The organism is Myxococcus sp. CA023 (assembly GCF_010998615.1).
GTDB lineage: Bacteria > Myxococcota > Myxococcia > Myxococcales > Myxococcaceae > Myxococcus.
The window spans coordinates 134,780-142,569 of sequence record NZ_JAAEAH010000011.1 but is presented as its reverse complement, the minus strand read 5'-3'; the positions used below and the strand labels follow the sequence as shown (position 1 = coordinate 142,569).

At 69.1% G+C, this 7,790-nt stretch carries 6 protein-coding genes; 4 read left to right on the top strand and 2 right to left on the bottom strand.

Annotated elements, in window-relative coordinates; all coding sequences use genetic code 11:
• Positions 1-162: 162 nt before the first annotated feature.
• Both F8M74_RS07260 and F8M74_RS07255 read left to right on the top strand, forming a co-directional pair.
• On the top strand, positions 163-1,140 hold the full coding sequence (locus F8M74_RS07260) for an MBL fold metallo-hydrolase (protein WP_011555866.1): 978 nt from the start codon (positions 163-165) through the stop codon (positions 1,138-1,140).
• A 37-nt stretch (positions 1,141-1,177) separates the two neighbouring features.
• The gene (locus tag F8M74_RS07255; RefSeq protein WP_011555865.1) at positions 1,178-1,771 is read left to right on the top strand and encodes an MOSC domain-containing protein; all 594 of its coding nucleotides are present in this window, start codon (positions 1,178-1,180) and stop codon (positions 1,769-1,771) included.
• A 97-nt stretch (positions 1,772-1,868) separates the two neighbouring features.
• On the opposite strand, the gene F8M74_RS07250 is transcribed toward F8M74_RS07255, so the two are convergent.
• Complete coding sequence (locus F8M74_RS07250; RefSeq protein ID WP_026114249.1) at positions 1,869-3,335, bottom strand: pentapeptide repeat-containing protein; 1,467 nt, start codon at positions 3,333-3,335, stop codon at positions 1,869-1,871.
• A 44-nt stretch (positions 3,336-3,379) separates the two neighbouring features.
• Here F8M74_RS07250 and F8M74_RS07245 point away from each other — a divergent pair, with 44 nt between their 5' ends.
• Both F8M74_RS07245 and F8M74_RS07240 read left to right on the top strand, forming a co-directional pair.
• Positions 3,380-4,336 carry an RluA family pseudouridine synthase gene (locus F8M74_RS07245; RefSeq protein ID WP_141256105.1) on the top strand — a complete coding sequence of 319 codons (957 nt, stop codon included), beginning with the start codon at positions 3,380-3,382 and terminating at the stop codon, positions 4,334-4,336.
• Between the two features lie 27 nt (positions 4,337-4,363).
• Positions 4,364-6,937 carry a penicillin-binding protein 1A gene (locus tag F8M74_RS07240; protein ID WP_141256106.1) on the top strand — a complete coding sequence of 858 codons (2,574 nt, stop codon included), beginning with the start codon at positions 4,364-4,366 and terminating at the stop codon, positions 6,935-6,937.
• On the opposite strand, the gene pyrF is transcribed toward F8M74_RS07240, so the two are convergent.
• Positions 6,918-7,784: an orotidine-5'-phosphate decarboxylase gene (gene pyrF, locus F8M74_RS07235; protein ID WP_141256108.1), complete on the bottom strand. Its 867-nt coding sequence runs from the start codon at positions 7,782-7,784 to the stop codon at positions 6,918-6,920. The two genes, F8M74_RS07240 and pyrF, sit on opposite strands and share 20 nt — an antisense overlap.
• Positions 7,785-7,790: the final 6 nt, after the last annotated feature.

Here is a 7,790-nt window from a genome sequence, read left to right as displayed (position 1 = left end):
GGCTGCTTGGGGGTGGTGGCGTGCACGGGCGCCGGTGCGGTAGCGGCCCTGTCGCGGGGCATGCGTGAAGCCAAATCGGGCCTGTCCACCAGCCGGGCGGGCAGGGCGGTGAAGTGAAGGCGGCCACCGGTGAGTGGACGCGCTATACCCGGGGCCCTTTCCATGAGCGTGGAGCTGCGGCGAAACGGGATGCACCTGACGGGCACCCCCCTGTCCCTGGATGCGAAGCGCAAGTCGCCGCTGTGCTTCGTGAGTCACGGGCATTCGGACCACATTGCCCGGCACGAGAGCACCATCGCCACGGCGGCGACGCTGCGTTTCATGACGCATCGCCTGGGGCCGGTGCGTGAGCCGCGCGAGGTGCCCTTCCGGCAGCCTTTCGAGTTGGGTCCGCTGGTGCTGGAGCTGCTACCGGCGGGGCACATCCTGGGCAGCGCGCAGCTTCGTGTGACGCGGCCGGATGGGCGCCGCATCGTCTACACCGGGGACCTCAACGTGGCGCCGTCGCTCACCGCCGAGGCGACGGAGGTGGCGGAGTGCGACACGCTCGTCATCGAGTCCACCTTCGGTCATCCGCGCTACCGCTTTCCGCCGCGTCCGGAGGTGCTGGGGCAGGTGGAGACGTGGCTGCGGATGCAACTGGAGCGTGGCGCGGTGCCAGTGCTGCTGGGCTATCCGCTGGGCAAGAGCCAGGAGGCGATGAAGCACCTGGCGGGGCGCGGCTTCCCACTGGTGGCGCATTCCTCCATCTACGAGGTGGCGCAGCTCTACGCGGAGCTGGGCGTACCGATTGAAAATCTGCGCTGCTACGACGGGAAGGTGGAGCCGGGTGAGGTGCTCTTCTTCCCGCCGCACCACGCGCGGGGCGGTGCACTGGCGCCGCTGTGGCCTCGGGCGACGGCGGTGCTGACGGGGTGGGCGGTGGACCGGGGCGCGGTGCGGCGTTACGGCGCGGACGTGGCCTTCCCACTGTCGGACCACGCGGACTTCCCCGGGCTGGTGTCCTACGCGAAGTCCACGGGGGCGCGGGAGGTGCTGACGTGCCATGGCTTCGCGGAGGAGTTGGCGCAGGCGTTGCGCGACGCGGGGATGGATGCGCGCCCGCTGGGCGGGAAGCCGCAGCAGCTCGGGCTGTTCTGACAGGCGGCGGGAGACTGGGTCGGGTAGAAGGACGGCGATGGCCCGCAAGACGCCGCAGTGGGAAGGACGCATCGTGCGCGTCCTCGTGTGTACCGAACGCAAGAGCTTCGTCACGAAGGAGCTGCCCGAGGCGCGGGTGTCCTTCGAGGGCTTGGAGGGCGACCGCCACGCGGGCCTGACGCGCGCGGCGGACGTGCGCACGCCGTGGTTCCCCAAGGGGACGCCCATCCGCAACACGCGGCAGTTCTCGCTGGTGTCGAGCGAGGAGCTGGCGCAGGTCGCGGAGACGCTCGGCATTCCGCGCGTGCTGGCGTCATGGCTGGGCGCGAACCTGGAAGTGGCGGGCGTGCCGCGGCTGACGCACCTGCCTCCGGGTACGCGCCTGTTCTTCCCGGAGGACACGACGCTGGTGGTGGAAGGGGAGAATGAGCCCTGTATCGGCCCCGGGCGCGTCATCGAGGCGCATCATCCGGACGTGCAGAAGCTGGCGAGCCGCTTCGTGAAGGCCGCATGGCAGCGCCGGGGCCTGGTGGCCTGGGTGGAGCGCCCCGGCATCATCCGCGCGGGGGACACCGTGAAGGTGGTGCTGCCCAGGCCGGTGACATACGTGCTGCCTTCGTCCGGCGTGTAGCGCCGCGAACCCGTGCTTCAGAAACACCACGGGGCCGCCAGGTCCGGAACGTATCCCGGACCCCGCGGCCCCGCGGGCATCGACTTGCACCGGACGGCTACTCCTCCGGTGATTGGACGATGAGCTTCTCCTTGCCACACACGTCACAGCGCAGGTGGACGAAGAGGTCGCCGTCGCTCTCCTCGGGAACTTCACCCTCGGGCACGCCCAGCTCTTCCTTCGCCAGCGCCGCCACCTTGGCGGGAATCTCCTCCGCCTTCAGCGACTGGACGTACGTCATCTCCCGCTCGTGGCACTCGCGCGTCTCGGGGCCCGTGAGCCACGACGGCTCCATGCCCTCCGGCAGCCGGCTCACCAGCTCCAGGTTGGTGACGGACTCGGCCAGGTAGGCCAGCCGCCGCAGCCGGGCCTCGTCCGGCAGCGCCGCGAAGACCTGGAAGCCCTCCAGCAGGGCATTGCGGTCCTCACCCGTGGCCAGCTGCGCCAGCTCCATCGACGCGTCGCTCGACTCCAGCGCCTCGTCCCAGTTGTTCTCCGGGTTGAAGCCCGCCTCCAGCAGCGACGTGTAGAGCTGCGTGGCCGCCAGCCGGCGCCGCGCCTCCTGCAGGTGCTCCACGACTTCGTGCGTCAAGCGCAGCTCCAGAAGCGCGCCCGTGGTGCGCGGGTCGATGGAGCCCGTCAGGTCATCCACCTCCACCTCTTCCCGCAGCGCACCCTTCAGCACCTGCGCCGCGGAGAAACGGAACAGGGGCAGCACGCCCACCTCGCGCAGGTACATGGCCGCCACCGGGGCGTCCTTGGCGCCCATGCGGAGCGCCTTCTGCGCGCGGTCCACCACCGCCGGGTCCGCCGCGGGCTTCTTGTTCTCCAGCCGCGTCTTCACCGCCTCACGGTAGAGCGTCTCCATCGAGCTGCCCGGGGGCAGCCGCTGCGGCAGGAGCGGGCGCAGGCCCGGCACGTCCAGCACCCACAGCGGGGGCACGCCCATCCGCTTCAGCGCCCGGAAGAAGAGCGAGCCAGGAGGGTCCTGGGGCCGGAAGGGGGGCAGCTCGTCGCCAACGGGCTCACCCTGGAGCGCCGCGGCGGCCTGGACGCCCAGCGCCTTCTCCCGTTGCTCACGGGTGAAGGCGGTGATGCCCTGGGCGGGGGGCGGCGGAGGCGGCGGGGCCTCCTCGCCGTCCAGACCGACGACGCGGTCCATATCCACGTCGTCCATCTCGATGTCGTCGAGGCCCTTGGCGCCCGTGAAGTCGCACCGCAACAACTTCAGCTTTTCGAACGTCGCGCCTTCGAGGTTCGCACCCCGGAAGTCGCAGTCCTGGAGCCGACCGCCGTGGAAGTAGGCGTTGGAAAGGTCCGCGTCCCGGAAGTTGACCTTGGACAGGTCGCACCGGTCCCATTCCGAGCCGATGAGGCCCAGCCCGGACAGGTCCGTGTTGGCGGAGAACAGTTGAGTGAAGGTGGCGCCGGTATGGTCGGTGGCGACCTGGCCGGACTTACGCATCCGGTTCCATTCCGCCGAGCCACTCTGAAGAAGCTTCTCGATACTGGGGGCTTTCGCCATGGACCCGGGATTATTCGTATGGTCTGGTCCATGCGCCAGCACAAATGATCGAGTACCGAATCGAAGCCGACACCGCCGGGATGCGGCTGGACAAGCACCTGCGCAAACGGCTCCCCAATGTTCCGGTGAGCCACCTCTTCAAGATGATTCGCACCAAGAAGGTGCGGGTGAACGGGAAGCGTGCGCAACCCGAGCAGTTGCTGACCGAAGGAGACGTGCTCACCATCCGCGGCGACGAGCAGCAGCTCGTGGGGGCGGAACGTCCGAAAGTGGACCCGCCTCCACCGCCGGTGGACCCCAGCCGGTTGGTCATCCTTCGAGAGGACGACTGGCTCATGGCCGTGGACAAGCCCAGCGGAATGGCCGTCCATACCGGCAGTGGCATCACCGGCGGAACGCTGGTGGACTACGTGCGCGCCTTCCTGGGGCCCAAGGCCGTCCGCAACGACTTCGCGGCCTCGCCCGCACACCGGCTGGACCGGGAGACCTCCGGCGTCATCCTGGTGGCCAAGCGGCGCCCGGCCATGGTGCATTTCACCGAGGTCTTCACCCACGGCCTGTCCCGCAAGCGCTACCTCACCCTGGTGAAGGGGAAGATGCCCCGGGACTCCGGGGTCATCGACCTGCCCCTGTCAGAGCACCAACAGACGGCCGAGTCCAAGGCTCGTCGGGGGGTGAACATGCAGGCGGCCGTCACCCGGTGGAAGGTCGTGAAGCAGTCGAGCGAGGCGGCGCTCCTGTCCTGCGTCATCGAGACCGGGCGCACGCATCAGATAAGAAGGCATCTGGCGGCCATCGGACATCCGGTGGCTGGGGACAAGAAGTACGGTGACTTCGCCTTCAACCGCGACGTGCGGGCGCGCTGGGGGCTCAAAAGGTTGTTCCTGCACGCCGAGCGCATCGAATTCCCGCATCCCGAAGGTGGCGCGAAGGTGGCTGTCGAGGCTCCCCTCGCCGTCGAGCTCCGAGATGTGCTCAAGCGGGCCGCATTGGTGCCCTGACGCCCGCGAGGCACAAAAGAAACGCGTATGTCCGACCCTAAATCCGCTGACCGCAGCCGCTCGAAGCTGGTGCTCGACGGCGTCCCCTCCAAGCGCTGGTGGAAGTTCCTCCTGAAGACCGCGGGATGGCTTTCGCTGACCGGGGCCACGGCCGCCGTGATTGCCGTGACGGCCGTGTACTACGTGTACGCGGATGGGTTGCCCGCCATCCCCAAGGTGGACGAGTACTGGCCGCCCATCGTCACCGAGGTCTACACGGATGACGCGGTGCTGGCCGGCGAGTTCTACGAAGAGCGTCGCAAGGTGGTGCCCTACGAGCGGATTCCGAAGCGCCTGGTGCAGGCCTTCATCGCGTCGGAGGACTCCAGCTTCTTCGACCACTTTGGCGTGGACGTGCTGGGCACCGCGCGCGCCGGCTTCAAGACGGTGAGCTCCAAGCTGGGGCTGCGCTCGGGCGGCATCCAGGGTGGCTCCACGCTGACGCAGCAGACCGCGAAGGCGGTGCTCATCTCCGCGGAGGGCTACAAGTCCGCCACCGCGAAGACGCTCACCCGCAAGATTCGCGAGGCCATCCTCGCCCGGCGCCTGGAGGAGTCGCTGACGAAGGAGGAGATTCTCTACCTCTACCTCAACAACGTCTTCCTCGGGCACCACAGCTACGGCGTGCAGAGCGCGGCGGAGAACTACTACCGCAAGGACGTGCGCGACCTGACGCTGGGCGAGATGACGCTCATCGCGGGCCTTCCGCAGGCGCCCAGCCGGTACTCGCCCTTCCTGCGCCCGGAGGCGGCCCGCAAGCGCCGCTCCTACGTGCTGCGCCGCATGTTGGTGGAGGGCATGATTTCGCAGGAGGAGCACGACGTCGCCAACGCCGAAGAGGTGAAGGTGTACCCGGTGGAGGACGTGTTCCACGAGTTCGCGCCGTACTTCGTGGAGCAGGTGCGCAAGGACGTGGTGGACCGGTACGGCAACCCCGTGCTGCTCAAGGCCGGCCTCAAGGTCTTCACCACCATGGACAGCGAGCGCCAGCGCGCCGCGCAGGACGCGGTGCTCCACGGCCTGCTGTCGGTGGACAAGCGCCAGGGCTGGCGCGGCCCGGTGGAGCAGCTCGCGTCGAAGGAGGCCATCCGCGCCTTCATCGACCGCTCGAAGAAGCTCATGGGTTCGAAGGAGCTGGTGGAGAACCGGCTCTACGTCGCCGTCGTCACGTCCATTGACGGGGACGGCAAGGGCGCGAACGTGCAGGTGGGCGGGCACACCGGCCGGCTGCCGCTCCTGGGCATGCGCTGGGCGCGCAAGGTGAACCCGGAGGGCTACTACCCGGCGATGATGATTACCTCGGTGAAGAAGGCCATCTCCGAGGGCGACGTCATCGTGGTGCGCCACGTCACGAAGAAGGACCTGACGGACGACAGGGAGCAGTGGGACAAGCATCTCGCGGACGAAATCCCCAGCGAGGGCGTGAAGCTCTTCCGCCTGGAGCAGACGCCCGAAGCGCAGAGCGCGCTCGTCTCCATCGACCCCCACCGCCAGTACCTCACCGCGATGGTGGGCGGCTACGACTTCGACGACAACGAGTTCAACCGCGCCTTCCAGGCCTGCCGTCAGCCGGGCAGCTCCTTCAAGCCCTTCGTGTACTCGGCGGCGCTGGAGCAGTTGAACTGGACGGAGGCCACCGTGCTGGTGGACTCGCCCATCGTGGAGCACGACCCGGACACCAAGGTGTCGTGGAAGCCGGCTAACTACAGCGACAAGTTCGAAGGAGAGGTGCTGCTGCGCACGGCGCTGGTCAAGTCGCTGAACGTGCCCGCGGTGAAGACGTTCGGCGCGGTGGGCGTGAAGAACATGGCCGCGTGGAGCACGACGCTCGGCATCACCACGCCCATGAACATGGACTTCTCCGCGGCGCTGGGCTCCTCGTGCGTGTACCCGGTGGACCTGGCCAACGCCTACGCCACCTTCAACCGCTACGGCCGCAAGAAGCCCACGTACTTCATCCGCAAGATTGAGGACCGCTGGGGGCGCACGTTGGAGGACCACACGGCCTTCGACGACGCCTGGGCCCCCCTGCAGGACCGCGTGGCCGCCGGCTACGCGCGCCTCTTCGAGCCGGGCGAGCAGGTGATGAGCCCGGAGGCCGGCTTCATCCTCACGCACCTGCTGCGCGGCGTCGTGCTCCAGGGCACCGCCGGCCCGGCGCAGCGCCTGGGCAAGCCGGCGGCGGGAAAGACGGGCACCACCAACGACTCCTTCGACGCGTGGTTCGCCGGCTACACCCGCGACCTGGTGACGGTGGCGTGGGTGGGCTACGACCTGAACCCGCATCCGCTGGGCCGCTACGAGACGGGCGGCCGCGCCGCGCTCCCCATCTGGCTCAACTACATGAAGAGCGCGCTGGAGGGCCGGCCGCAGTCCGAGTTCTACCCGTGGCAGTCCATGGACCTGGCGCGGCTCCACATCGACAAGAAGACGGGGAAGATTGCCCCAGCGGGCTCCAGGGATTCGGAGCTGATGTTCTTCAAGAAGGGCACCGAGCCGAAGGACGCGGTGCCCGACAAGAACACGGTCGACGTCGATCAGTTCATGATGGGCGCGCAGTAGCGCGGAAGGCGCGGGCGGGCGCCAGGTGTCGCTCCAGCGCCTGGCGCAGGGCGGCGGTGTCCGGCCCCGCCTCCAGCACCGAGCGCGTGGCGGTGGGGATGACCTGCGCCTCGCGCCCGGCGAACAGGCGCTTCAAGTCGTCGAAGCCGGCGCCCTGCGCGCCGATGCCGGGCGTGAGCAGCAGCGCGCCGCCGAGCCGCTCGATGATGCCGCGGTCCGAGTCGGGGAGGGTGGCGCCCATGACGGCGCCCGCCACCGGCGCCGCGTCCTGGCCGGGCTTTTCGTTGAAGGCGCGCAGGCCGTCCGCCAGGGCCTCCGCCACGGTGCGGCCGTCCTCGCCGCGCGACATTTGGAGTGACGTGCCCTCTGGGTTGGAGGAGCGCACCACCAGGAAGGCGGCGGCGCCGGATGCGCGTGCCCGCTCCAGCGTCTTCAGCAGCGCGCCCAGGCCGAGGTAGGCGGTGAAGGTGGCCGCGTCCGCTTCGTAGGCGCTGCCCTTGCCGAAGACTGTCTCGGCGTAGGCCTCCATCGTGGAGCCGATGTCCCCGCGCTTCACGTCCAGCAGCGTGAGGGTGCCCACGGACTTGAAGCGCCGCATCAGCTCCTGGAGGACCTGGAGGCCCTCGGGGCCATGGCGCTCGAAGAAGGCGCTCTGCGGCTTCACCACCGCGACGGAGCTCCCCGCCGCGTCGGCCACGCGCTCGCAGAAGTCGCGCAGGCCCCGCGCGTTGTCGGGCAGGCCCCAGCGCGTCAGCAAGTCTCTCGACGGGTCGATGCCAAGGCAGAACGGCGAGCGCTGCTCGGCCAGCTGGCTGAAACGGTGGGCGAAGGGCTGTGGCGTCGTCACAGGGCG